This is a genomic window from Prevotella veroralis DSM 19559 = JCM 6290, from assembly GCF_000377625.1.
GTDB classification, from domain to species: domain Bacteria; phylum Bacteroidota; class Bacteroidia; order Bacteroidales; family Bacteroidaceae; genus Prevotella; species Prevotella veroralis.
Window position 1 is genome coordinate 288,560 of the sequence record NZ_KB898325.1, and the last position, 25,739, is coordinate 314,298.

General features: G+C 39.4%; 24 protein-coding genes. 8 read left to right on the forward strand and 16 right to left on the reverse strand.

The genetic code is table 11. The features are described from left to right. Positions 1-522 precede the first annotated feature (522 nt). A complete protein-coding gene (kdsB, locus tag D464_RS0101265) occupies positions 523-1,269 on the reverse strand; it encodes a 3-deoxy-manno-octulosonate cytidylyltransferase (protein WP_024985854.1) in 747 nt (248 codons plus the stop codon). A 103-nt stretch (positions 1,270-1,372) separates the two neighbouring features. On the opposite strand from kdsB, the gene D464_RS0101270 reads away from it, so the two are divergent. The 4 genes from D464_RS0101270 to rlmH are packed head-to-tail and all read left to right on the forward strand — an operon-like array spanning position 1,373 to position 3,720. Next, positions 1,373-2,152: a Rossmann-like and DUF2520 domain-containing protein gene (locus D464_RS0101270; RefSeq protein WP_018909797.1), complete on the forward strand. Its 780-nt coding sequence runs from the start codon at positions 1,373-1,375 to the stop codon at positions 2,150-2,152. Then, positions 2,149-2,667 carry a KdsC family phosphatase gene (locus D464_RS0101275; protein ID WP_004383602.1) on the forward strand — a complete coding sequence of 173 codons (519 nt, stop codon included), beginning with the start codon at positions 2,149-2,151 and terminating at the stop codon, positions 2,665-2,667. The genes D464_RS0101270 and D464_RS0101275 overlap by 4 nt, the downstream gene beginning before the upstream one ends. Then, a complete protein-coding gene (locus tag D464_RS0101280; protein ID WP_018909798.1) occupies positions 2,667-3,233 on the forward strand; it encodes a Maf-like protein in 567 nt (188 codons plus the stop codon). The genes D464_RS0101275 and D464_RS0101280 overlap by 1 nt, the downstream gene beginning before the upstream one ends. 16 nt (positions 3,234-3,249) lie before the next feature. Continuing rightward, positions 3,250-3,720, forward strand: a complete 471-nt coding sequence (rlmH, locus tag D464_RS0101285) for a 23S rRNA (pseudouridine(1915)-N(3))-methyltransferase RlmH (RefSeq protein WP_018909799.1) — start codon at positions 3,250-3,252, stop codon at positions 3,718-3,720. A 3-nt stretch (positions 3,721-3,723) separates the two neighbouring features. Here rlmH and D464_RS0101290 read toward each other — a convergent pair whose 3' ends face one another. Continuing rightward, a complete protein-coding gene (locus D464_RS0101290) occupies positions 3,724-4,080 on the reverse strand; it encodes a DUF4491 family protein (protein ID WP_004383605.1) in 357 nt (118 codons plus the stop codon). 170 nt (positions 4,081-4,250) lie between these two features. Here D464_RS0101290 and D464_RS0101295 point away from each other — a divergent pair, with 170 nt between their 5' ends. Then, the gene (locus tag D464_RS0101295; RefSeq protein WP_018909800.1) at positions 4,251-5,996 is read left to right on the forward strand and encodes a phospho-sugar mutase; all 1,746 of its coding nucleotides are present in this window, start codon (positions 4,251-4,253) and stop codon (positions 5,994-5,996) included. A gap of 651 nt (positions 5,997-6,647) precedes the next feature. On the opposite strand, the gene D464_RS0101300 is transcribed toward D464_RS0101295, so the two are convergent. From D464_RS0101300 to D464_RS0101315, 4 genes are read right to left on the reverse strand one after another with little or no spacing between them, the layout of a single operon-like run. After that, positions 6,648-7,334, reverse strand: coding sequence for a sigma-70 family RNA polymerase sigma factor (locus D464_RS0101300; protein ID WP_018909801.1), 687 nt, complete (start codon positions 7,332-7,334; stop codon positions 6,648-6,650). A 50-nt stretch (positions 7,335-7,384) separates the two neighbouring features. Continuing rightward, positions 7,385-8,023 (reverse strand): DedA family protein, encoded by a 639-nt coding sequence (locus D464_RS0101305; RefSeq protein WP_018909802.1) that lies wholly within the window; start codon positions 8,021-8,023, stop codon positions 7,385-7,387. Positions 8,024-8,057: 34 nt separating this feature from the next. Next, positions 8,058-9,242: a tetratricopeptide repeat protein gene (locus tag D464_RS0101310; RefSeq protein ID WP_018909803.1), complete on the reverse strand. Its 1,185-nt coding sequence runs from the start codon at positions 9,240-9,242 to the stop codon at positions 8,058-8,060. 18 nt (positions 9,243-9,260) lie between these two features. After that, positions 9,261-10,979, reverse strand: a complete 1,719-nt coding sequence (locus D464_RS0101315; RefSeq protein WP_018909804.1) for a glutamine--tRNA ligase/YqeY domain fusion protein — start codon at positions 10,977-10,979, stop codon at positions 9,261-9,263. Between the two features lie 592 nt (positions 10,980-11,571). On the opposite strand from D464_RS0101315, the gene D464_RS0101320 reads away from it, so the two are divergent. Next, entirely contained in the window at positions 11,572-12,834 is a 1,263-nt protein-coding gene (locus D464_RS0101320; protein ID WP_018909805.1) for an Nramp family divalent metal transporter, read from the forward strand. 576 nt (positions 12,835-13,410) lie between these two features. On the opposite strand, the gene D464_RS0101325 is transcribed toward D464_RS0101320, so the two are convergent. From D464_RS0101325 to D464_RS0101340, 4 genes are all read right to left on the reverse strand, one after another. Continuing rightward, complete coding sequence (locus tag D464_RS0101325) at positions 13,411-15,975, reverse strand: ATP-dependent Clp protease ATP-binding subunit (RefSeq protein WP_018909806.1); 2,565 nt, start codon at positions 15,973-15,975, stop codon at positions 13,411-13,413. Between the two features lie 141 nt (positions 15,976-16,116). After that, positions 16,117-16,251 carry a hypothetical protein gene (locus D464_RS0101330; RefSeq protein ID WP_018909807.1) on the reverse strand — a complete coding sequence of 45 codons (135 nt, stop codon included), beginning with the start codon at positions 16,249-16,251 and terminating at the stop codon, positions 16,117-16,119. Continuing rightward, positions 16,241-17,677 carry a DUF4270 domain-containing protein gene (locus D464_RS0101335; RefSeq protein WP_018909808.1) on the reverse strand — a complete coding sequence of 479 codons (1,437 nt, stop codon included), beginning with the start codon at positions 17,675-17,677 and terminating at the stop codon, positions 16,241-16,243. The genes D464_RS0101330 and D464_RS0101335 overlap by 11 nt, the downstream gene beginning before the upstream one ends. Continuing rightward, positions 17,677-18,486: a glycogen/starch synthase gene (locus D464_RS0101340; RefSeq protein WP_004383621.1), complete on the reverse strand. Its 810-nt coding sequence runs from the start codon at positions 18,484-18,486 to the stop codon at positions 17,677-17,679. Before D464_RS0101340 ends, D464_RS0101335 begins: the two co-directional genes overlap by 1 nt. 173 nt (positions 18,487-18,659) lie before the next feature. On the opposite strand from D464_RS0101340, the gene panC reads away from it, so the two are divergent. Then, positions 18,660-19,517: a pantoate--beta-alanine ligase gene (gene panC / locus D464_RS0101345; protein WP_018909809.1), complete on the forward strand. Its 858-nt coding sequence runs from the start codon at positions 18,660-18,662 to the stop codon at positions 19,515-19,517. 7 nt (positions 19,518-19,524) lie between these two features. After that, entirely contained in the window at positions 19,525-19,869 is a 345-nt protein-coding gene (gene panD / locus D464_RS0101350; protein WP_009434044.1) for an aspartate 1-decarboxylase, read from the forward strand. Between the two features lie 721 nt (positions 19,870-20,590). On the opposite strand, the gene D464_RS0101355 is transcribed toward panD, so the two are convergent. From D464_RS0101355 to D464_RS12415, 6 genes are all read right to left on the reverse strand, one after another. Next, on the reverse strand, positions 20,591-21,019 hold the full coding sequence (locus tag D464_RS0101355; protein WP_004383626.1) for a biotin/lipoyl-containing protein: 429 nt from the start codon (positions 21,017-21,019) through the stop codon (positions 20,591-20,593). 11 nt (positions 21,020-21,030) lie between these two features. Then, positions 21,031-21,180 carry a hypothetical protein gene (locus tag D464_RS13710; protein WP_009434108.1) on the reverse strand — a complete coding sequence of 50 codons (150 nt, stop codon included), beginning with the start codon at positions 21,178-21,180 and terminating at the stop codon, positions 21,031-21,033. Between the two features lie 17 nt (positions 21,181-21,197). Beyond that, positions 21,198-22,763: an acyl-CoA carboxylase subunit beta gene (locus D464_RS0101365; RefSeq protein WP_009434033.1), complete on the reverse strand. Its 1,566-nt coding sequence runs from the start codon at positions 22,761-22,763 to the stop codon at positions 21,198-21,200. Positions 22,764-22,921: 158 nt separating this feature from the next. Continuing rightward, on the reverse strand, positions 22,922-23,395 hold the full coding sequence (locus D464_RS0101370; RefSeq protein ID WP_018909810.1) for an HU family DNA-binding protein: 474 nt from the start codon (positions 23,393-23,395) through the stop codon (positions 22,922-22,924). Between the two features lie 234 nt (positions 23,396-23,629). Next, positions 23,630-25,222, reverse strand: a complete 1,593-nt coding sequence (locus tag D464_RS0101375; RefSeq protein ID WP_018909811.1) for a hypothetical protein — start codon at positions 25,220-25,222, stop codon at positions 23,630-23,632. A 33-nt stretch (positions 25,223-25,255) separates the two neighbouring features. Then, on the reverse strand, positions 25,256-25,465 hold the full coding sequence (locus tag D464_RS12415; protein ID WP_036908424.1) for a hypothetical protein: 210 nt from the start codon (positions 25,463-25,465) through the stop codon (positions 25,256-25,258). Between the last annotated feature and the right edge of the window lie 274 nt (positions 25,466-25,739).

The window sequence follows — 25,739 nt, forward strand, 5'->3', positions numbered from 1 at the left end:
ATATCGGAAAAGAAGGATTGATACTAACGTCCTCGCCCGTCCAGCAATAGATTTAATTTATTTCGGACAGGCGAGGACGTTATTTTGTGCTTTATTTTCCTACGATTCAAACCTGAAATTTATCGAATCTAATAGTAGAATAAATTTGAAATATTCTTTACATTTATTTTTTCTATTATAGGTTAAAATAGAACTCAATAATCGTAAATTTTAGAAGGAATATTCGATTTTTAGAAAACGTATATACGTTTTTGATGAAACGTACCTCCGTTTTTGGTAAAACGTACCTCCGTTTTTAGTGAAATGTACCTCCGTTTTGGCAAAAAAGTAGGTACTTTTTACCTAAATTGAATAGATTTTTTACCTGAAAGCAAGCCTTAGTTTTGTAAATACCTATATATCAGATACTTACAAGAAAGTTCAAAATTGCCTCAAAATTCGCGTATTTGAGGGAGAATAAAGGTTTGCTGGATAAAAACGCAAGGAGAAGTGCTGAAATTAGCAATATTCTATTACAAAACGTTATTGCTCGTTTTGCCTTAAATACTCCTTGGCTCTCTCTAAATCTTGTGGCGTATCAATACTGACCGTCTCAATGTTTGTGATACAAACCTTAATACGATAACCATTTTGTAGCCATCGGAGTTGTTCTAATCTTTCTGCAAGTTCTAAGGATGAGGGGGGCAATTTGCTTATTTCGTGTAATGTTTCAACTCGATAGGCATAGAGCCCAATGTGTTTTAGAAAGGGATAGTGACCTATCCAATCCGCTTGTTCTATGCCGCGGATAAATGGAATTGCCGAGCGAGAGAAGTAGAGCGCATTATTATTTTTGTCAAGAACTATCTTAGGGCTATTGACGTTTCTGAGGTCTTGCATAGACTTTAATGGAATACCGAGGGTTGCGATCTGCGTTTGCTCATCATCGAAACAGGACATTATCATTCTGATTTGCTCCGTTTGAATAAAAGGTTCGTCGCCCTGAATATTGATAACAACATCAAACTTACCTTTAATCTTATCCAATGCTTCGCACGCCCGCTCCGTTCCGCTCTGATGATTCGCTTGCGTCATAACCGCTTTTCCACCAAACGCAGTTACAACATTGTATATACGTTCGTCATCAGTAGCCACATAGACGTCGGTTAGCACCTGTTTCGCCCTTTCGTAAACATGCTGTATCACAGGTTTTCCGCCTAATTGAGCTAACGGCTTTCCGGGAAATCGGGACGAAGAATAGCGCGCGGGGATAATTCCAAGGAACTTCATACGATCAATATACCTTTTATTAACGCTGCGAAAATAGCAATTCTTTTTAAAAAGACAATGCCTTAGAGCGACATTTTCATAGAAATGTATTAATTTTGTTGTCATGAAGAGAATAACATTGATTGGAGCTGGTCGGCTCGCAACGCAATTAGGTAGGGCATTATTCGATGCAGGATTTATAATAAATCAGGTTTTTAGTAGGACAGAAGAGTCGGCTCGTGTACTCGCCGAAAGACTAAATGCGGAGGCTTTGACAAATCTTGATGACTTGCGTAATGATGCAGATGCGTATATTATCTCTGTAAAAGATAGTGCTCTTTGCCAATTGATTCCGCAAGTTTGCGCGGGTAGGGGGGATAAACTCTTTCTTCATACGGCAGGTTCCATGTCGATTGATTGCTTTAAAGGATTCGCTAGTCGCTATGGTGTGTTCTATCCGATGCAAACTTTCTCGAAGACATGGGATGTGAGTTTCGAGGATATTCCAATCTTTATAGAAGGAAGTTCAGAGGAAGTTCAAGAGGATATTCGAACTTTAGCAGCGATAATTACAAAGCGTGTTATTCCACTTGATAGTGAAAATCGGAAATATCTGCATTTGGCCGCGGTCTGGGCATGCAACTTTAGTAATTATTGCTATAGTGTTGCTGCGGATATTCTCGGTGAGCATGGGATTCCTTTTGACGTCATGTTGCCGCTAATTGATGAAACTACAAAGAAAATCCATGCGATGAATCCGAAGGAAGCTCAGACGGGTCCAGCTGTTAGATGGGATCAAAACGTGATTGATCAGCAAATGTTGCTAATGAAATCACACTCTAATTGGCAGGCTATCTATGAGGTTCTTTCTAATAATATTCATGCAAACGATAAAAAAGAATGATAAACTACGATTTAAAGAAGATAAAAGCAGTTGTTTTTGACGTGGATGGTGTGCTTTCTGCTGGTACAATTCTCATGGATGAGAAGGGCGATCCTGTTCGAACCATTAATATAAAGGATGGATATGCCATACAATTAGCAGTGAAACATGGTTTGCAATTAGCAATTATGACAGGTGGTCATAACGAAAATGTGCGTTCGCGTTATGAATATCTTGGGGTGAAAGATGTTTATATCAACTGCTCTATGAAGATTAAAACATGGGAAGAGTTCCTAAAGAAATATGACTTAAAGGAGGAAGAGATTATCTACGTTGGTGATGACATTCCCGATTATGAAGTCATGCAACGTGCTGGATGTCCGTGTTGTCCAAAGGATGCTTGTGCAGAGATTAAGCAAATCGCATGTTATATCAGTGATTGTAAAGGTGGTTATGGTGTGGCTCGTGATATCTTAGAGCAAGTTCTGAAGGCGCAAGGGAACTGGGTTATGAACGCAAAAGCATTTGGTTGGTAATGAAGAAACATATAATACTCGCTAGTAATTCGCCTCGTCGTAGGGAACTACTGGCTGGATTAGATCTTGATTTTGAGGTAAAAGTTCTGCCAAATGTAGCAGAAGATTACCCTCATAATCTCCCTGCTGTAGAGGTTGCAGGATATATTGCACAGGAGAAAGCTGATGTTTATAAAACATTGATTACCGAAGATGACTTGGTTATCACAGCTGATACGGTTGTAGTAGTAGATAATACGGTGTTGGGTAAACCGAAGGATGCGGATGATGCGCGTAAGATGTTACATCTTATCAGCGGTCGTAGACATCAAGTTGTTACGGGTGTATGTCTTCTTACTTCTACAGGTTACCGTTCTTTTTCCGTCACGACAGATGTAACATTCAAGCAACTGAGTGATGACGAAATCAATTATTACATAAAACACTTCAAACCTTTTGATAAGGCGGGGGCTTACGGAATACAGGAATGGATAGGCTATGTTGGGGTAACATCTATCAATGGCAGTTACTTTAATGTCATGGGGTTACCAGTACAGCGTATTTGGGAGGAAGTGCATAAACTATAATCATTCGCAAAGAAGTATGAAGACAATATTACTCTTAGTTGGTAAGACACAAAGTAAGATATTCAGAGAAGGGATTGATGATTATACCAATCGGATAAAGCATTACATGCCTTTCTCTATAACGACTATCCCTGAACTAAAGAATACGAAGAATATTACGGAAGAACAACAGAGGCAGAGAGAGGGAGAACTTATATTAAAGGAGATTCAATCTGCTGATACGGTTGTATTATTGGATGAACATGGTTCTGAATTTACCTCTCTTAAGTATGCTGATTGGCTAACACAAAAGCAAAATACAGCTAGAAGACTTGTTTTTGTTATCGGAGGACCATACGGATTCTCGCAAGATGTATATGCACGGGCTAATGAGAAAATATCGCTTTCACGTATGACTTTCTCTCATCAGATGGTACGACTCATCTTTACAGAACAGCTCTATAGAGCCTGTACTATAATAAAAGGTGAGCCTTACCACCATGAATAAGTACTATTTATCCTTTTGTTCCTTGCAAATAGGACACAAATCTTCTTCTTTATTAATCTTCTTATAATGCTCCTTACGCTTTGGATTCATAGGAAACCATCCTTTCGCAACTCGTTTTTCTTGTGCTAGTAACTCACCAATGCCCCAAAGCAGAGAAGCACCAAGAACACCAAGTACAGCTGAAAGAAATATATTCTGAATAAATAGGGCACCAACACAACAAGCGATTCCAGATATAAGCAATAACCACCAAGGCTTAGTACCAAAATAATATTCAGTCTTTATTACCAAAGGATGGCACAGACCGATAATCAAAAACGTGCTTATAGCTAGAAGTATTCCTCTGAAGTTTAAATCCATTTCTAGTTATCTTTTAAGATTAATACTTATCATCCCAAACTGATTAACTGATATTAGCCGTCAGGATTAACGGGTACAAAAATACAAAAAATAATCAACCCTCAAATGTTTTCTCGGAATAAATGCCTATATTTGCAAATAGTAATTAGTAAATACGTAAGACTTAAATTATGGAAAATAACCAAACACTTATCGCAGAATGCGAGAGTAAAGCCAAGCAGTGGTTGTCTCCTGCTTTTGATGAAGAGACACGTTCAGCCGTTGAGTCAATGATTAAGAATGAGGATAAGACTGATCTTATCGAGAGCTTCTACAAAGACTTAGAATTTGGTACAGGTGGACTTCGAGGCATCATGGGAGCTGGTTCTAACCGAATGAACATCTATACAGTGGGTATGGCAACACAAGGCTTTGCTAACTACTTGAAACTTAATTTCAAGAACAAAGAGCAAATCAGTGTTGTTGTTTGTCACGACTGCCGTAACAATTCCCGTCTTTTTGCTGAAACTGTAGCTAACATCTTCTCTGCAAATGGTATTAAGGTTTATCTATTCGATGACTTGAGACCTACTCCAGAATGTTCGTTTGCTATTCGTTACTTGAAAGCACAAGCTGGTGTAAACATCACAGCGAGCCACAATCCACGCGAGTATAATGGTTACAAGGCGTATTGGGAAGATGGAGCGCAAGTTCTTGCTCCTCACGACAAAGGCATTATCAATGAAGTAAACAAAGTACATATTGAGGATGTTAAGTTCGATGGTAACAAGAATTTAATTCAAATCATCGGCGAAGATATTGATAAACCTTACTTGGATCAGGTAAAGACAATTTGCATTGACCCTGAAGTTATCAAGCATCAGCACGACTTAAAGATTGTGTACACTCCATTACATGGTGCAGGTCGTGTCATGATTCCACGTTCATTAGCTCTTTGGGGCTTTGATAACGTTCATTGTGTGAAAGAGCAGATGATCAAAGATGGTAACTTCCCAACTGTTGATCGCCCTAACCCAGAGTTCGCAGAGGCTTTAACCTTAGGCCTTCGCGATGCTAAAGCATTAGATGCTGACATCCTTATGGCTTCCGACCCCGATGCTGATCGCGTAGGTATGGCTTGCAAGGACTCTAATGGTGAGTGGGTTCTCATTAATGGTAATCAAACTTGCCTTATCTTCTTGTGGTATATCATCACTAATCGTCAGGCAGTAGGCAAGATGAAACCAACCGACTTTATCGTTAAGACTATCGTTACAACAGAGGTAATTCGCAAGATTGCCGAGAAGCAACATGTTGAAATGCGTGATTGTTATACAGGTTTCAAGTGGATTGCACATGAGATAGCATTGTCCGAAGGTAAGCAGCAGTATATTGGTGGTGGTGAAGAGAGCTACGGCTTTATGGCTGAAGACTTTGTTCGCGATAAGGATGCAGTCAGTGCATGCTCACTTTTAGCTGAAATTTGCGCTTATGCAAAGGATCATGGTAAGACACTTTACGATATTCTCATGGACATCTATCTCGAATATGGATATAGTAAAGAATTTACCATCAACGTTGAACGTCCGGGCAAGAGCGGTGCTGATGAGATTCAACAGATGATGAAAGACTTCCGTTCTAATCCTCCTAAGGATCTCGGCGGCAGTATTATTGAGTTAACAAAGGATTATCAGAGTCTTGAACTGACAAAGGCAGATGGTTCTAAGGAGAAACTTGATATGCCTGAGACAAGTAATGTTCTTCAATGGTTCTGTACTGATGGAACAAAAGTAAGCGTTCGTCCTTCCGGAACCGAACCTAAGATTAAGTTCTATCTTGAAGTAAAGGATGTAATGAATACAGCAGCCGATTACAAAGCATGTGAAGAGCGCGCAATGAAGAAGATTGAGGCTATTAAGAAGAGTCTTAGACTATAGTTTCCAATATTAAGGAGCTATGGTTCCTTTATCAGATCAGTAAGAAAAGATAGGGTATATCGAAGTGATTTGATATACCCTATTACTTTATGTGTTATAAGAAAAACTAAGAATATCTTTTACATTTTGTTTTCTTATTATAGGATAAAATAGAACTCAATAATCATAGATTTTAAAAGGAATATCCGATTTTTGGAAAACGTATATACGTTTTTAGTAAAATATACCTCCGTTTTTGGTAAAATGTACCTCCGTTTTTAGTAAAACGTACCTCCGTTTTTGGTGAAATGTACCTCAGTTTTTGCAAAAAAGTAGGTACTTTTTACCTGAATTGAATAGATTTTTTATCTGAAAGTAAGCATTATTTTTGTAAACACCTGTATATCAGATACTTATAATTAATCTCAAATTTGCTTCAAAATTCGCGTATTTGAGGGGAAGAATAAGGGTTTGCTGGATAAAAACGCAAGGAGAAGTGTTAAATCTGACAATATTTCATTACAAAAAATGATTTGAATAAATCTGTCTGTTTCCTTATCTAGTAATATCTTTCCTTTGTAGAATTATGCTAGGAATAAGGGTGGATTTATTCAAATCAAATGTTATAAGGTCGATAAAGGGGCGAATTTCCCTGTATAAATTCTATAGGGGTTATTTCATCTTCTTATGAAGTTTTCGCAGAGCTTTATTGCGAATTTGACGAACTCGTTCACGCTTTAGTCCCATATTCTCTGCTATTTCAGCCATAGTATAATGAGTGCCATTCAGTCCATATATAGCGATGATAATGCGTTTCTCCCTTTCATTCAGTTCATTTAATCCTTTCTGAATCTCGAAGTTTAGGAGTTCTTTGTTCAAATGTTCGTCAGCTTGTGGCGCATCCTCATTCTCTAAAACATGCTGCAGAGTAAAGTTATTACTGCTTCCAACGGGGATGGGCTGGTCAATGGATATAGCATGCGTGCGTTTTCGTTCAAATTTACTCTTCTCATCTTTCGGTAATTTATAGAGAGCTGTCTGTTCTTTTATAGCCTCTTCCATAGCCTTTTTGATGTAAGGTGCCGCATAAGATACGAAGCGAATCCCTTTTGTTCCATCGAATTTCTGGGCGGCGTGCATCATTCCGATGTTGCCTTCACTCACTAAATCGTCTTCTCCTAGTCCCTGATTCTTATAATGATGTGCTAATGATACGACGAATTTGAGATTAGCCTTGGTTAATTTCTCTAGAGCTTTGGCATCACCGAGCTTAATCTTAGCCGCAAGCGCTTGCTCTTCTTCGTTAGATAAGAGTTGCTCTTGTACTATCTCTTCTATATATTTCTCATTTACACTCATGATACGCAATATTTAAAGTTAATGATTTGCATGTGCTTTGGAGATGAAACTTATTTCTTAATTTCGGTCTTCTTACGCTTGATATACCATTTTGCAAGGAAGTAAACGCATGCGAGGAGTACCAAAGCGATGAGAGCAATCTTAATGTATTCTCCATATTCGAGAATCTTTTCATCCAATTGTTCTTCTGGAACGAAAGAATGCATGTAATGACCTAGTATTGCGAGAATGCTATGCCATGCACCAGCACCGATTGTTGTATAAAGCATGAAGCGCCAATAGCTCATCTTTGCCAGTCCCGCTGGGATCGAAATAAGGTGACGGATACCGGGAAGTAATCGTCCCGTAATGGTTGCTACCAATCCATGTTTATCAAAATATTTCTCACTCTTTTCAACCTTTTCTTGATTTAAGAGGCAAATGTGCCCCAATTTGCTGTTAGCAAACTTGTAAATAAGCGGACGACCTAAGTACCATCCAGCAAGATAGTTTATTGTAGCACCGCAATCAGCTCCTAAAGTTGCAAAGAGGATAACGAGCCACATATTGAGATTTCCGCCTGCAGCATGATAAGCGGCAGGAGCAACCACTAACTCTGATGGTACGGGGATGACCGTACTTTCTAAGAGCATCAAGAGAAAGATGGTGCCATAGTTAAGGTGTCCGAGTAGGGTTGTGATAAAACTCATGATTGTGTTCGAATTAATTAATAGAATTGTTATTTCAAATGTTGATACTTGGATAGTCTTTTATCGCCATTCCTTGTGGATAAAGATCGGATAATACATCCTGACATTCCACTGGATTTCGCTCTATCGCCAATTGAAGATATTGTTTATATTCTTCAGTTTTGTTAAGTTCGTAGCAGCAGCGTGCAAGATATGCGAAACCTTCTGTCCAATCTTTCCCAACTTTTGGCAAGAGTAAAGTAAAGAGGTTGTAAGCTATCTTGAAATATCCATTATCAAATATCGATATTCCCACATGGATTAATGTGGAATCCTTATTAGATGATTCGGCTATTGCTTGCTGATAGGAGTCTTGAGCTTCTATAGGATAACCTAATATAAGGTATATATGTCCAATGGTTACATCTATAACGCTGATGTCAGCATTGTGACATGTCTGTTTGTAAAGCTGATAATACTTTAGTGATTCCTCAAAGTTATCCAATGAGAATAATCCATTAGCCTTGTTAAGAAGAGCATCTTCGTCATTAGGATTTATGGCAATGGAATACTCGCTGGATGTAATTGCTCCTTGAATATCATTATTTAAGAATTGGATTTGGGCGAGTTGATTCCAATAAGAGTAGGGGTTCTTATCAATGAGTTTGTTGAGGAGAGTCTCGCCCTCTTTATATTTACCTCGCCCTTTTAGAATGCGAACCTTTATCTCCTTATAGTCATCATTGTCTATATCTCTAGTTCGGTTAAGCCATTTCTCTGCATAATCGATCTCTTCGTAATCGGAGAAAAGAGCAGCCGAATCGATTATAAATTCGTCTTTGCTATCGACATCTATTAACTTTTCATATTGTTCTTGTAGATATTGATCAGCAAGACTCACCTGATGATCCACTATCATTATCTCGGCTTTTAGATACGTATAGTCGGAATCGCTCTTGTCAACAATCGTTTCTGCTATCTCGTTCGCTTGCGAAACATCATTGTGAATGAGCAATGCCATTCTAGATTTAAATACTAATGGCTCTGTTGCAGTAGGATAAAGATGGTTCGCATAATTAACAGCTTCCAACGCTTTGTCCTCTTTTCCAATAGTACAATAATATTCAGCAATATCAGTGAGCTCCTCAGAATCTAGGAACTCACTGATATTGTTATCTTGCAATTCCTCATATTTATGAAGAAGTTGCTTAAATTCTTCGCTATAAAAATGTATATCCAAATTACTTTCTAATGATTATTAAACTTTGACCTTCTTTGCCCAAGTATCTTTTAGGCCAACAGTCTTATTGAATATAAGGTGGTCTGCAGTGGAATCTGGGTCAAGCATAAAGTAACCTGTGCGTTGGAACTGGAGATAATCTCCTGGTTTCTTCTCTGCAAGGAACTTCTCTACATAGCATTCTGTGCGTACTGATAGACTTTGAGGATTTAATAATTCATGGAAGTCTCGCTCGTCAGCTGATGGATTCTCTACGTTGAAGAGACGATCGTACTCACGAACCTCAGCCTTTAAGCAATGGTCAGCACTTACCCAGTGGAGAGTTCCCTTTACTTTACGATCAGAACCAGGCATACCGCTCTTGCTGTTCTCATCATATTCTGCCTGAATCTCAATGATATTACCTTCTGCATCCTTTGTACAACCTGTACATTTAATAATATAAGCGTTCTTTAAACGTACTTCCTTACCAGGAGTCATACGGAAGAACTTCTTAGGAGCATCTTCCATGAAGTCTGCACGCTCAATCCAAAGGTTCTTTGAGAATGTGATAGTATGTTTACCATCAGCCTCATTCTCTGGATTGTTGATAGCCTCCATCTCCTCTGTCTTATCTTCTGGATAGTTGGTAATGACAAGTTTAATAGGATCAAGAACTGCACTAACACGTGTTGCTTTTTTATTTAAATCATCACGTACAGCCGCTTCCAATAAAGCAACGTCATTGAGCGCATCAAACTTAGTATAACCAATAGAGTCGATAAAATTGCGGATTGACTCTGGAGAATAGCCACGACGGCGCATACCGCATAGGGTAGGCATACGTGGATCATCCCAACCATTAACGAGATGTTCGTCAACAAGTGTATGAAGTTTGCGTTTAGACATTACTGTATATGTAAGGTTTAAGCGGTTAAACTCAATCTGCCTTGGACGATTGTCATGTAGATTGTCTGCTGTTCCGTCACACTCTTTGAGGAAGTCAACAAACTTATCATAGAGTGGGCGATGTGGTACAAACTCGAGTGTACAGATAGAGTGGGTGACACCTTCGAAGTAATCACTCTGACCATGAGCAAAATCATACATTGGATAACAATGCCATTTTGTACCAGTTCTGTGATGTGGTATCTGAATGATTCGATAGATGATAGGATCACGGAAGTGCATGTTTGGGTTAGCCATATCTAACTTAGCACGTAACACCATACTTCCTTCTACAGCTTCTGGGGTATTCATCTTTTCAAATAGAGCAAGATTTTCCTTGATTGGACGATCCCGATAAGGAGAAGCTGTACCAGGTGTTGTTGGTGTTCCCTTCTGTTCTGCAATCTGCTCAGCTGTTTGTTCATCTACGTATGCCAAACCTTTCTTAATCATCCAGATAGCAAAGTCCCAAAGTTTCTCAAAGTAGTCACTTGCATAATAGATAGTACCCCACTTGAATCCAAGCCAGCTAATATCATGAAGGATATTCTCTACATATTCATTATTCTCTTTACTTGGGTTGGTATCATCAAAACGAAGATTACAAACACCATTATAATGTTCTGCAACACCAAAATCCATGCAAATTGCTTTTGCATGTCCTATGTGGAGATAGCCGTTTGGCTCTGGTGGGAAACGAGTTTGAATGCGTCCTCCGTTCTTACCTTCTGCGAGATCTTCCTCTACCAGTTGTTCTACAAAGCTTAAACTTCGCTTCTCTTCATTAGTGTTATTCTCTATCGTAGTCATATATTCTTGTTTATTATTTGTTGCAAAGTTACTTATTTTTTCTGGTTTATAGCAATATCTACTGTAAATAAATAAAGTAGAGATAATCATCTTTTTATTTTTTTCGATAGAAATACTTGGTTTGTCGTTATGCTATTTGATTATATATAGAAAATTATTTTTAGTTATGTTAATTGTCTGATATGTAAGAAAAAAAATAATATTTTATAATAAAAAAAGTTGTGGAAATGTTTGTGAGAAATAAAAAAATGCCTTATCTTTGCAACTGTTATCCTGAATACAATCTTTTTACCTTAAAGCAACTAATACCTATTGAGATTGAATGCCTGTCGCTGTGAAGCGTTGGGCATTTTACTTTTGCTAATGTTTTGAAGATGATTATTGGTTTTATTAGATTTAGATAATGATTATTCTATCTAATAACCTTGGATTATTACTAAGGAGTTCTTTTACTAAAGGTGATGTTATAGACGATTTATAGCGGAAAAGTTCTTTATTATATGTATGTTACATGTAATTAAAAAAGAAATCTTTTCTTGTGAGTGGTGTTTTCTCGTATAGATAATGTAACTTTGCAGGAAACTTATTAATTATGAAGAATATTTTAAAGGACTTGAGGCGCAAGGATCACCCACATGTATTGGGTGCCTTGGATATTTTTAAATATATTGGACCTGGATTATTAGTTACTGTTGGGTTTATTGATCCAGGAAATTGGGCAAGTAACTTTGCAGCAGGATCGGAATATGGTTATGCCTTATTGTGGGTTGTAACCTTATCAACTATTATGTTGATAGCGTTACAGCATAATGTTGCCCACTTAGGTATAGTTACGGGCTTATGTTTGAGCGAAGCTGCTGTTAAGTATGCCCCCAAATGGGTTGGGCGTCCTATTATTATTAGTGCGATTCTTGCGAGTATCTCTACTTCGCTTGCCGAAATATTAGGTGGAGCGATAGCTCTGCAGATGCTATTTGGAATGAGCATCCCGACAGGTTCCGTGCTTACTACGGCGGCTGTGCTTATTATGCTCTTTACAAATAGCTACAAGAAGATGGAACGTGCCATTATTGGTTTTGTGTCAATGATTGGACTTTCATTTATTTATGAGCTTTTCTTGGTTGACATTCATTGGCCGTCAGCAATAGAAGGAGCTTTTGTACCCACAGTTCCTCAAGGTTCACTCTTGATAATTATGAGTGTATTGGGAGCTGTTGTCATGCCCCATAATCTCTTTCTCCATTCCGAGATAGTCCAAAGCCGCGAGATTCATTTGAAAGGAGACGAACGTATTCAACACATGTTGAAATATGAATTCATTGATACCCTATTTTCAATGATAGTAGGATGGGCAATCAACTCAGCAATGATACTTTTAGCAGCAACAACTTTCTTCTCTCATGGGCAACATGTTGAAGAACTATCCCAAGCGCAGGCAATGTTACAGCCTCTATTAGGAAATAACGCAGCCAATATCTTTGCCATTGCTTTGCTATTAGCCGGCATATCAAGCACCATTACAAGCGGAATGGCAGCAGGTAGTATCTTTTCCGGTTTATTCGGTGAGTCGTATAATGCGAAAGATACTCACTCTATTGTAGGAATTGTTTTATCCTTGGGTATTGCACTTTTGATAATTTTCTTTATAGGAGACCCTTTTAAAGGCTTGATTATCTCACAAATGTTCCTATCTGTTCAGCTTCCCTTCACCGTCTTTTTGCAGGTAGGACTAACATCTTCAAAGCGAGTAATGGGGAAATATGCAAATAGTAAGCTCAATATGATATTCCTTTATTCATTGGCTGGTATCGTAACAATGCTGAATATTTGGCTTTTGATAGAAAGTCTAATGTAACTTTGATAATTTGTAAGATTCTGTTAGATAAGGAAACAGACCAATTTACTCGAATCATTTTTTGTAATGAAATATTGTCATATTTAACACTTCTCCTTGCGTTTTTATCCAGCAAACCCTTATTCTCCCTCAAATACGCGAATTTTGAAGCAATTTTGAGATTCGTTGTAAGTATTTGATATATAGGTGTTTACAAAAATTATGCTTACTCTCAGATAAAAATCTATTCAATTCAGGTAAAAAGTACCTACTTTTTTGCAAAAACGTATATACATTTTCCAAAAATCGGATATTCCTTTTAAAATCTATGATTATTGAGTTCTATTTTATCCTATAATAAGAAAACAAAATGTAAAAGATATTCTTAGTTTTTCTTATAATACATAAAGCTATAAAATAGATTGTTTGCAAATAATTTGTGGAGGGTTCGCGAACAATTCTCTGTATCTTTTGTTATGGTGTTGCGTTCGTTAGTTACGGATCATACACATGTGGGGCACGGGAGTATAGCCCGTGCCCCACGAAAGTATATTTCTTTGATGTTGATATCTTCTGAATTAAATCCTTTTACATTCTTCAAGAAGCTGTTTCTTCATCTGTCTTTGCAGTAGGAGATTTCGCTTCGAACTTTAGCTTTTCGCTATCTTTTTCTTTAGAAATGTGAATAGTATCACCAGATTTCACTTCATTAGAGAGGATTAGCTCGCTTAATCCGTCCTCAATATAGTTTTGTATAGCACGTTTCAATGGTCGGGCACCGAATTGCACATCGTATCCCTTTGTTGCTACGAAAGTCTTTGCGTCATCGGTTATCTCCATGTTATAGCCGAGTGCTTTAACACGTTTGAATAAACCTTGGAGTTCAATGTCTATAATCTTCAGAATGGCATTGAGATCAAGTTGATCAAATGTGATAATCTCGTCTAATCGATTAAGGAATTCTGGCGCAAATTGCTTACTCAAGCTCTTCTGAATAATACTACGTGCACGTTCCTTATCGCTTTCGCTGTGGGAGAGTCCATTTAAGTTTACTGCTCTAAAGCCTACACCTTGCCCAAATTCCTTTAGTTGTCGGGTACCAGCATTGGAAGTCATGATGATAACTGTATTACGGAAGTCGATTAATCTTCCATTACCATCGGTCAATCTTCCTTCATCGAGTACCTGCAAAAGCATATTAAATACATTGCCATGTGCTTTTTCTATCTCATCCAATAAGACGATAGAGTAGGGATGACGGCGAACTTTCTCGGTAAGTTGACCACCTTCTTCATATCCAACATATCCTGGAGGTGCACCGATAAGTCTAGACGTATTGAAGCTTTCTGTGTATTCGCTCATATCAATACGTATTAGTGCATCGGAAGAACCGAACATTAGCTCTGCCAAACGTTTCGCTAAGTAGGTTTTACCAACACCTGTTGGACCTAAGAACATGAAAGCACCTATTGGATGATTTGGATCTTTCAAGCCGACGCGGTTGCGTTGAATGGCTTTTACCATCTTGTCGATAGCTGTATCTTGTGCAATAACCAGCTTCTTTAGGTCTGTATTCATGTTTTTAAGTCGAATACCTTCGGCTTCTTGCATACGCTGTACAGGTACGCCTGTCATCAAAGAAACTACATCGGCAATAGTATCTTCTGTGATTTCTACCTTGTCTGTATCATCTCCTTTCTGCCATTTCTCCTGTTCATCCTTCAGTTTTTGTTCTAATTCCGTCTGTTTATCACGGAAGCCAGCAGCCAGTTCAAAGTTCTGATTCTTCACTGCGTCTTGCTTTTTTTGCTGTGCTTCCTCTATTTGTCCCTGAATGTCAAGGATAACCTGTGGGACTTTCACATGCTGAAGGTGAGTGCGTGAGCCTGCCTCGTCAATAATATCGATAGCCTTATCAGGGAAGAAACGGTCAGAAATATAGCGATCTGCATACTTTACGCATGCTTTCAAGGCTTCTTCTGTGTACTTTACGTGATGGTGTGCCTCATAACGATCCTTTATATTCTCAAGGATTTGTAAGGTCTCTTCTATAGTTGTTGGCTCGACTTGAACTTTCTGAAAACGACGTTCTAAGGCTCCGTCCTTTTCTATAGAGTTGCGATACTCATCCATTGTTGTCGCACCAATACATTGGATCGTTCCTCTAGCTAAGGCTGGCTTTAATATGTTGGCAGCATCCATTGAACCTGGGGAGGAACCTGCTCCGATTAAGGTATGGATCTCATCAATGAAGACAATAATGTCTGGGGTTTGTTCGATCTCTTTTATCAAAGCGCGTATACGTTCCTCAAATTGTCCTCTATACTTAGTACCAGCAACAACAGCAGTTAAGTCAAGTGTCATCACACGCTTATCAAAGAGGACAGGGGAGGTAAGACGCTTTACAATAAGCTGTGCTAATCCTTCAACGATTGCACTCTTACCAACACCCGGTTCACCAATAAGAATTGGATTATTCTTCTTCCTGCGACCAAGTATCTCACTAACACGCATAATCTCTCGCTCTCGTCCGACAACAGGATCAAGCTTACCATCTAAAGCAGCTTGAGTTAGGTCCGTTCCAAAACTATCTAGAACTGGAGTCTTAGACTTTGTGCGAGGTGCTTGCGTTGTTTTTGCATTACTAGAACTAGAAGAAGATGATATATCTTCATCATCTAATTCATCCTCATCGGCCATCCCAATACCATTCCTTGGATGATTGGCATGCGGTTGTAATAATGCTACAACATTATTATAACTAAGACCTTTCTCTTCTAACAAAGCCTTTGCAGCATTGTTTGAAGAGTCATGAAGTATTGCGAGAAAAAGATGTATAATATCCACCGTCTGCGAATGCTGTAAACGTGCTTCGAGAACAGACAACTTCAATATATTATTTGCCTGTTCGTTCAATAATAAGTCCGAAACAGACTCATCTGTTCCGATACTCTGCTCTTGTATCTTATCTTCTATTTCTCTTTTCAGATAGTCTATATTAACCTCCCAACGGTTGAATAAATCCCAAACAGGTCCTGACTTCTCTCTCAGGATAGCTAACATGATATGTTCTGGAGCAACTGACTTACTTGTCAATCGCTTAGCTTCCTCTCTACTGAATGAAAGAATTTCCGAGACTTTCGGGGAAAATTGATTCATCATATCCTAAACCTTTCTTATTATTAACTCACTTATTTAAGGGTGATAAAGCCCTATTATAGTGATGTGATATAAACAAATGCTATGCCAAAACAAACATTAATCGGATATACCTATGCTTGGTATATCCGATACTATTGATATTTAACGTTTATCTTTGGTCATCGTGTATTCTTGAGAATTTACCTTATGTATAGGCTTCAACTTCTTTTTCTTAAGCCAAGCTGCTTTACGACGTTCGTAATCCTCCTGATGACGCTCTAAGAAATTATCTGCCATTGAACTTGCTATATATAACTGAGATCTTTATGTTATTCGTTCCTGCTGTGTTACCTAACAACTTTGTGCTTGATAACCCCATATCATGGGAAACCTTCGTAATCTTAGTTATTGCATTTTCACCTGTACCTTGTTTAACAGTCTGTACTTCAACAGGGATTAGCATAACTTTACCCCAGTTAGCACTACCATTCTGATGGTGTGCAAACAGGCTCACTATACCAGCCATATTATTAAAGGTATAAGCATTTTGCTTTGAATTATAAGTTGCTAAGAACGATGTTTTATCATCTGGAAGACGATTGTTAGTAAAGAACGATTGCACACTATCTGAAGGAATCATCACAATGTTCTTTGGTATACCAAATTGATAATTACTTGTTGATGTATTGTTCTGACGTAACAAAACAATCTTGGCAGAATTAATAGAATCAGAAGAATGTCCCGACAAAATGTCAGACATAGGTAATGATAATTCTGTGAACAATCCTGCTGGCGTTTTTAGATAGGTGTGCCCAGTCTCTACTGCTAACTGATGTAATCGAGTGTTGTCATTAGAGAAGTTAGTCATCTGTAGCACTTCTTCTGTACCAATAAGGTTGGTAGAAATTTCCCTTATCTTTCCTTTCTCTTTATGCTTGAAATAAATATTGAGTTGGGCTGTCAGAATATGTGCCATAGAACCAGAACCACCATCTATCTTAAAGTAGAAGCCTGGACAAATCTCATGCAAGAATCGATATACATTACGGAAAGCTATTGGATTTTGCTCATACTTACGCATCAAGTAGGTTCCATAATTATTATATGTCTGCCCATTCTTGTCGGTATAAGGCTTATTCAATCTGATAATAATGTTGCGTGTATAGCCTTTTTTGTTACGAATGCTATCAGCCTCTGTATAATCTAATAAGGTGTAAGAACGTCGTACTGCAATTCCATTTGTACGTATATAACCCTGTGCCTCAGGGTCAAAGTCAGAGTAGTAAACCTGTCCTTCTTCTATTGGCTTTTGTAGCTCATACGCAGTGAGCTTCATCTGACTAAGAGAATCACCATAGTAAGAAGAATAGTACAAACGTATATCACATGAGTCAGCGATTATTCCATTAGCATCACGACTCATAATAGAGTCAGCCTTTGGCAATTGATAATCACTCAAAACATGGAATTGTGCCATGAAGTTTCCTGTAACCATTGATCTAGTTTCAGGATCTTCCATTCGCCCTAAGTATCCAGTTGATGTACGCCCAATAACTCTATCTGCCAATACCGTTTTCGATGTTACATTGAAAGTATCAGCTTTTACAGAGAGTTTATCAATGTTGTCTATTAATGAACCTCCAATTGTATTAGTCGTATCGTCACATGATACTATGCCGAAACAGGCTACCAGTAAGCATGCTACAATAAAGTTTCTTTTCATTAAATCAAGCTGTTATAAAAATCTGAATACTTACCCTTTAGTTCCGTATCATTAGCTACATGCTCAAGAAGTTGTTTTTCGTTATTCTTTGCATAATCAGTTAGTGCGTCATTAACGCCCTCACTAGTGCTAATAACTCCATCAGAGTAGTCGATCGCCAACTTACCAAGTTCCATAAAGTCAAAGTTATCCCCATACTTCTTTAGACTTTCAGTCTTTGCTTCGCGGAACTCTAAACACTTCTTGAAGTTAGCCCCAAGACTATCCTGTGGTTGTTCAGAGAAAAGGGATGTTACTACTTTTGAGTTAGCAAATTGAGGCTCATCACGGTAAGCCGTCTTAACATAGAATGGTATAACAGATGCCATCCAACCTTGACAATGAATAATATCTGGTGCCCAACGGAGCTTCTTTACAGTCTCAAGGACTCCTCTTGCAAAGAAGATTGCACGTTCACCATTATCTGGATAATCATTGCCTAATTCATCCTTTGTCATAGCAGAACGCTTCTGAAAATAGTCTTCATTATCTATGAAATAGACTTGAATGCGAGTCTGCGGGATACTTGCCACCTTGATAATCAATGGATGGTCAGTATCGTCTATAACCAAGTTCATTCCCGAGAGGCGTATCACTTCATGTAATTGTCCACGACGCTCATTAACACTTCCCCACTTAGGCATGAAAGTACGAATTTCATAACCAGCTTCTTGCATAAGGTGTGGCATCTCAGAACCATAATGAGACATTTCTGTCTCAGGTACGTATGGTATGATTTCTTGATTAACAAATAATACTTTCTTTCCCATTCTTTATGTTAGAAATTTATATTGCTCGCAAAGGTACGAATAAAAACTGAGATAATGCTTGTTTTCAATTAGAAAGGGTGGAAATATGTTACTTATTCTCATTATTTCATGTTATTTCTCGTCTTTTTAATAATTTTGTTGTTACTTTGCAGCCGTTTAATTATCAATTACTGATGAAAGTATTTAAAAAGATTGTTGATATCCAGAATGAGCTTTTCCTTTTGCGAAAGAATAATAAGACCATAGGATTAGTTCCAACAATGGGGGCTTTACATGAAGGACATGCTTCTCTCGTTAAGCGAAGTGTTGAAGAGAATGATGTAACAGTTGTCTCTGTTTTCTTGAATCCAACGCAATTTAATGATAAGGGAGACTTGGATCGTTATCCACGTACATTAGATGCCGATTGCGTACTTCTTGAACAATGCGGTGCCAACTATGTCTTTGCCCCATCTGTTGATGAAATATATCCACAGCCTGATAATAGGCAGTTCAATTTCCCTCCACAATCAACAGTGATGGAAGGTGCTAAGCGTCCCGGTCACTTTAATGGTGTCTGCCAAATCGTCAGTCGATTGTTCTATATCACACGTCCTAACCGTGCTTACTTTGGTGAGAAAGATTGGCAACAGATTGCTGTTATTAAACGTCTCGTAGAATATCTTGGTTTGCAGAAGGATATAGAAATAGTTGAATGTCCTATCATTCGTGACAAAGACGGATTAGCAAAGAGTTCTCGTAACACATTGCTTACGAATGACGAACGTGCTATCGCTCCCAACATTTATAGAGTCTTGAAGGAAAGTATAGAGTTCTCTCAAAGCCATAGTGTAAAGGAAACTCAAGATAAGGTTATATCTGACATCAATGCTATATCTGGACTGGAAGTAGAGTATTTCTCAATCGTAGATGGTAACACACTTCTTGATGTTACTGACTGGAAGGAATCATCAAATATCGTTGGTTGTATAACTGTCTATTGCGGTAAAACCCCAATTCGATTGATTGACCATATTAAATATAGAGGATAGAAAAGAAATGCAAATAGAAGTATTAAAGAGTAAGATACATTGTGCAACAATCACAGAGGCAAACCTTCATTATATGGGAAGTATAACCATTGATGAAGACCTCATGGATGCAGCTAATATGATAGCTGGCGAGAAAGTGCAGATTGTCAACAATAATAATGGTGAGCGTCTTGAGACTTATATTATAAAGGGTGAGCGTGGAAGCGGTTGCGTTTGTCTCAATGGTGCTGCCGCCCGTAAAGCCGTTGTAGGTGATACTGTAATCATCATCTCTTATGCAATGATGGATTTTGAGGAGGCTAAGAAGTTTAAGCCTTCTGTTGTATTCCCAAAGGAGGGGAACACTCTTTAATAGTAAGCAAAAGACTTAAGATTAAAGTCCAATAATTCTTATTAGTAGGGATTGATACACTACTAATAATGAACTTAATTCTTACCCCATTAACTTATTCGAACACATTAACTTAAACTTATTTCTATGTTTAAGTTAATGTCTCGTTAACATCCTACTTAAAGTACGATTGATCTCTACCTTAGAGTACGAAGGCATTTTAAGTTAGAGTACGATGTTATACACGCTTGTATAATTGATTATACACGTTTGTATAATTGGTTATACACGTCTGTATAATTGGTTATACACGTCTGTATAATTGGTTATACACGTCTGTATAATAGACTATACAAACGTGTATAAAGAAGTTTATTAAGTATAAATCCAAAAGATGTTTAAGTTAAAGTACGATTGAACCCTAACTTAAAGTACAAGACATGTTTAACTTAAAGTACGAGACATGTTTAACTTAAAGTACGATTGGACTTTAACTTAAAGTAGAATCAACCGCTAACTTAAAGTACATTTGTTGTTTAACTTAAAGGTTCACCTCATACAAGAGCGTATAGCTGATGGAGTTATTCTTTATGTGGAATCCGTATTTTTCTATACATTAGATGGGGCTAAACATTAAAGTACCACCTTATTATATAGTAATCCCCGAAAGTGATGTAAATCGACTTTCGGGGCTTACCTTTTTATATACACTAATTACATGTATATAAAGAACAATATTGTCTTACTCAATAACAACCAATGGGTCATCCTCAAGTACAGCTTGACCAACTTTAACAGCAATAGCGGTTACCTTACCATCCTTTTCAGCCTCAATGCTATTTTGCATCTTCATAGCTTCAAGAACAACTACGGTGTCGCCAGCCTTTACTTCCTGTCCGACAGTTACTTCAACAGAAGTGATCGTGCCAGGTAGTGGAGCCTTGATAGCAGCAGATGCGTTGATTGCAGCTGCTGGTGCAGCGTCTTCGTTGGCTTCAGTTGCAGCAGGTTTGCCGAGCTCAACCTTCTTCTTCTCTGGCTCAGTTGGCTTATCCATCTGAACACTGTATTTGTCACCATTTACAGTAACTTCAGCAACATTCTCTGCGCTAATCTCACCAATCTCGACTTTATACTCTTTGCCGTCGATTGTATATTTAAATTCTTTCATTTGACTTTCTATTATGGTTTCTTTGTCATTATCTCGAACTTAGCATCCCACATTGTTTGCTTTGGCTTAATGGTTATAATGCTTGGTTCGATGTCGTGAACATTGTTTCCGGCAAACTCGTAGAGTGCCATCGCTATTACAGCATATACGTTCTTATCCATAGTCTTGCCTCCTGCAATTACATTGGCATACAACCATGCTTCTTAGCTGGGAGATCCTGCTTCTTGTGAGCAAGTTGTGCTAAGCCACGGCAGATGCGGAAACGAGTGTTGCGTGGTTCGATAACATCATCGATATAACCAAATTGAGCTGCTTGATATGGATTAGCAAACTTCTCTGAATATTCCTCTTCTTTCTCTGCGAGGAACTGCTTTACATCACCACCCTGCTCCTTAACTTGCTTAGCCTCTCTACCACAGAGTACTGCAACTGCACCAGAAGCACCCATTACAGCAATCTCTGAGCTTGGCCATGCGAAGTTAAGATCTGAACGAAGCTGCTTGCAACCCATTACGATGTGAGAACCACCATAGCTCTTACGCAATGTGATTGTAATCTTTGGTACTGTAGCTTCGCCGTAAGCGTAGAGCAACTGAGCACCATGAAGAATAACGGCATTGTACTCCTGACCTGTACCTGGGAGGAAGCCCGGTACATCAACAAGTGATACGATTGGAATATTGAATGCGTCACAGAAACGAACGAAACGAGCACCCTTACGGCTAGCGTTCGTATCCAATACACCTGCGTATGCTGAAGGCTGATTAGCAACGATACCAACACTCTGACCATTGAAACGAGCGAAACCAGTAATGATATTCTTAGCAAACTTAGGTTGTACCTCGAAGAACTCTCCGTTATCAGTTACAGCCTGGATTACCTTATACATATCGTATGCTTGGTTTGGATCGTCTGGGATAATCTCATTCAAGAGGTCTTCCTTACGATCAATAGGGTCGGTACACTCTACACGTGGAGCTTCCTCACGATTGTTAGAAGGAATATAAGAAAGCAACTTCTTAATCAAGTCCATTGCCTCTTCTTCTGTCTTAGCCGTGAAACTAGTTACACCACTCTTAGACGCATGAACGCTGGCACCTCCAAGATGTTCTGCATCAATATCCTCACCTGTAACAGTCTTAACAACCTTAGGACCAGTAAGGAACATATAACTTGTTTGTTCCTTCATGATGATGAAGTCGGTTAAAGCTGGAGAGTAAACAGCACCACCTGCACAAGGACCAAGAATGCCAGAGATCTGTGGAATCACACCTGAAGCAAGAATGTTGCGCTCAAATATCTCGCCATAACCTGCCAATGCAGAGATACCCTCTTGGATACGTGCACCACCAGAGTCGTTCATACAGATAACAGGTGCGCCGTTGGTCATAGCCATATCCATTACCTTACAGATCTTCTGCGCCATGGTTTCTGAAAGAGAACCACCATTTACAGTAAAATCTTGAGCATAGAGATAAACGAGGCGACCATCAATTGTTGCTGAACCAGCAACAACACCATCACCTAAATATTGTTTCTTCTCCATACCAAAGTTGTGGCAACGATGGAGTTTGAACATATCATACTCCTCAAAACTACCTTTATCAACCAGCATTTCAATGCGCTCACGTGCAGTGTACTTGCCGCGCTCATGCTGCTTATCAATGGCTTTCTGACCACCGCCTAAGCGAGCCAACTCACGCTTCTCTACGAGAGCCTTGATCTTTTCTGTTTGCTTACTCATAATTTGTTTTTATTTTCTTATAACCGTATTCTTATCTTCAATCTGATTATCCCTTTCAGGAAGGCTCTAAAACACCCTCTGAAAGAATCAGATGCAAAAGTAATAAAAAAGGTGGAGATTAGTATCTCCACCTTTTTAAATATTGTTAAGGTATATCTTTATCCTGCCACCGGTCCACCCTCTTCTTTATTCTCCTTTTCTTTCGGAGAAGGGTCGGGGCTTTCCTGTTTCTTTCCTTTCTTCCTCGCAGGATTATCCACATCCACCTGCAACTCCTTCAATGCCTTGCGCACTGGACTCTTCCATGTCAATGTTAGCCTCGGAGCTTTAAGACTCTTGGCGCATACATCCTTCTCGTTCTCCTCCATCTTCGAGGGCACATTGACACGTAAAGAGAAGATGTCGCCGAGGTCTAAACCTGTACCCATGCGTGCACATTCAAGGATAAGATTACGCAGCGTGATAATCACGTTCCGAGCATCACCCTCAGTCAATGACGTCTCACGAACAATGCGCTCCAACACCATTTCGGGCGAGATCTTCTGCTGACCTTTCGGTACGGCAATATACACCGTCTTACCCTTCATTTTTCCCATTGTCGCCTTACGAGGCGCAACTTTGAATTCAATCATTTTGATTTAGTTTTTAATTAAACATTAGATTAATATATCAACATCATTTTGATGTCTTTTTTCATGTGTTTTATACCCAGCGGTTGGGTCGTCTTGTACCCAGCTGCTGGGTAGCATCGTACCCTGCCCGTTGGGTAGCCCCTTACCCATTCGCTGGGTACGATCGCACTTCTTCGCTGGGTACAACTCTACCCATTCGCTGGGTACAAAACAGTCTACGAACAATCGCACGGACTACTCGAACCCGCCGACCCTGAACCCGCGGTAGCGGTAGTAGTTGTGCACGGTGACGTTACCACTGCCGAAGTGCAGGCTGTACGCGCCGAGGTTGCTGTCCCATGGGTTAGCACTTGACGACCAATAGTAGCCGTAGCGGCCAACGCTGACCAGCTGACCAAAGGGGTAGTAACCCAAGGCGGGCAGGTAGAAGTATTTGTTTGCATCGGCTGCGGAAGGAAGGGTACTAGATACGGACCAGCTGCTGCTATTGCCCTTTGTTCGCCAATCGGTGCCGTCAACAGCGGTGTTGCTGTTGTAATTACCTTCAGCTTGTAATACTGACTTCTTCTTAAACCACATGCCGCCTTTATATAAATGCCCCATGGTAGTCCATAATTCGTCCCCGTCCCAACGAGGATCGCCCTTGCCAGCGTACCACGTCATCTCGTTCCCGTTTGGAAGGTCTTTGCATGAGTGGATGGCGGGGTTGCTTATGCCGTTACCTGGGTAACTTTCGTTGTACCAACGATTGTAAAGGTCACTACTACTCTGGGCGTAGTTTGAGGAACTGTTACCATTAAGCGTTGGCTGACCTGTGTTTCCTAACAAGTGCTTTGTCCATTCGTAACCATACCAGTATTGATTCTGAGCGTCCCACATGTAATAATGGTCGCCATCGTAGTCGCGTACGTTGAGGTTAGCAGTCATATCGTAGTAGGTGTTGGAAGCATAAGCAGTAGCAGGAAGAGTCTTCGTAATAGTACCCTCTACGTTGGTAGCTACGTCTTTTACCCAATAACGTACCCTTAAGGTATGAGTTCCTGGCTTTATTACCATGTAAGCTCCGTTAGTGGTTACGTTAGCTGCGCTGTTAGTCAGTGGGAAGCCGTTTGGATTGCTGCTACTGCCACTTGTAGTCAAGACGATTTGTTTGCTTCCTGCTGAGCCTGTAAGGGCACCCGTGCTTGTGTTGACTGTATAAGTCTCTGCAATATCATTATCAGAGCTTACCTCCACCTTAGTTAAGTAACAGCTTTGCAGAATAGTGTTACTTGTGTAAGGCTGGAAGACAAGGTAAGCTGGCTGATGCTCTAACTGGAAGCTAAAGATACTACCACCGACTGCTCCTGTTGCCGTAGCTGTACCATAGTCGCCAGCTGTGCCGAAATGCTCGGTATTGTCTGGAGCTGTCTGCGTTTGGTTAGCAGAGATAGTTACTTGGCTGCCGTTACTGTTCTTACCCAAGTAATAAACTTTATAACTTGCACTTGCGCCAAACTTGCCAGGAACTCTATAACGGAAGGAAGCTACCTTCTGAGTTGGAGCGTTGCTACTCTTTCGCAATACACCGTCGTCGTCCTTTACGTAGATATAGTCGCCAGCTTCCCAATAGAAGTTTCCACTGTTGTAATCCATTGATGTGCGGGTCTTTGTTTCGTCACCTGCTACAAAGGTAGTGAGGTTCTTGTCGTTATTATCATTGGGGTTGGTGGGGGTCTGTGCAACGTCCTCGTTAGCGCAGGATGCAAATACCATCGCTATGCCGAACACGACTGCCAAAGACTTTAGTCGTGCGGTAAATGAATGTTGTTTCATTGTTTTCTTCATTGTTACTTTGTTCTCTTTGTTAATAACTCTCTGTTAGTCTTCCCATGATGGGTTCTCTTCGTCCTCGTCTTCCGCTTCTTCCTCCCATGACATTGAAGACTTAGCACTTGAAATGGTGCCGCCATGATGTCCTGGTCTGTGTTGACTTGGGAAAGACGTGTCCATCAAATTAGCGGTCTCGCTTACTTGGATTATCATGCAACTAGGTGCAGAATAATCCTTCTTAGTTTGTTCTTTTCTCATAACTTTCTGGATTAAAATAGTTGTTATATCGTTCTTATTTTGCTCTAAACGGGGTTCAAAAAAGGGCATAAAAAAGCGAACAAAGGAAACTCTTAGAAGTCCTTTGTTTACAGGGGTTACGGCACGCTTCGCGCGCGCGTATGCGAGAAGAAAAAATGTGTTATTAGACGCTAGGTGCGAATGTGTGTGTGTGTGTGTGTGTTAGCAAATTATTTGGATTGACCAAAGATAAAGTGCAAAAAGATGCAAAGAACTTGATAATTCTTTGCAGTAC